Here is a 241-nt window from a genome sequence, read left to right as displayed (position 1 = left end):
GGTGGGCTTAAATGGACTCGAACCATCGACCTCACGCTTATCAGGCGTGCGCTCTAACCAGCTGAGCTATAAGCCCTTATTCTGAAGGAAAATCCCTCAAAATTGAACAGAACAAATACTTACGTAACCTTTGAGCAAGTATTTTATATTTTAATACATCAATGATGTATCTGTACTAGTCAGACATCATGCTGATCTAGATTTCTCCATAGAAAGGAGGTGATCCAGCCGCAGGTTCTCC

The 241-nt window shown here is 41.9% G+C and carries 1 tRNA gene; it reads right to left on the bottom strand.

The window, feature by feature from the left end:
• Window positions 1-2: 2 nt before the first annotated feature.
• A tRNA-Ile gene (locus ACJDTP_RS28020) sits at window positions 3-76 on the bottom strand.
• Window positions 77-241 lie beyond the last annotated feature (165 nt).

Origin of the sequence: Candidatus Clostridium helianthi (assembly GCF_045310795.1) — a bacterium.
Lineage (GTDB): Bacteria > Bacillota > Clostridia > Clostridiales > Clostridiaceae > Clostridium > Clostridium helianthi.
This window is presented reverse-complemented; position numbering and strand designations above follow the sequence as displayed.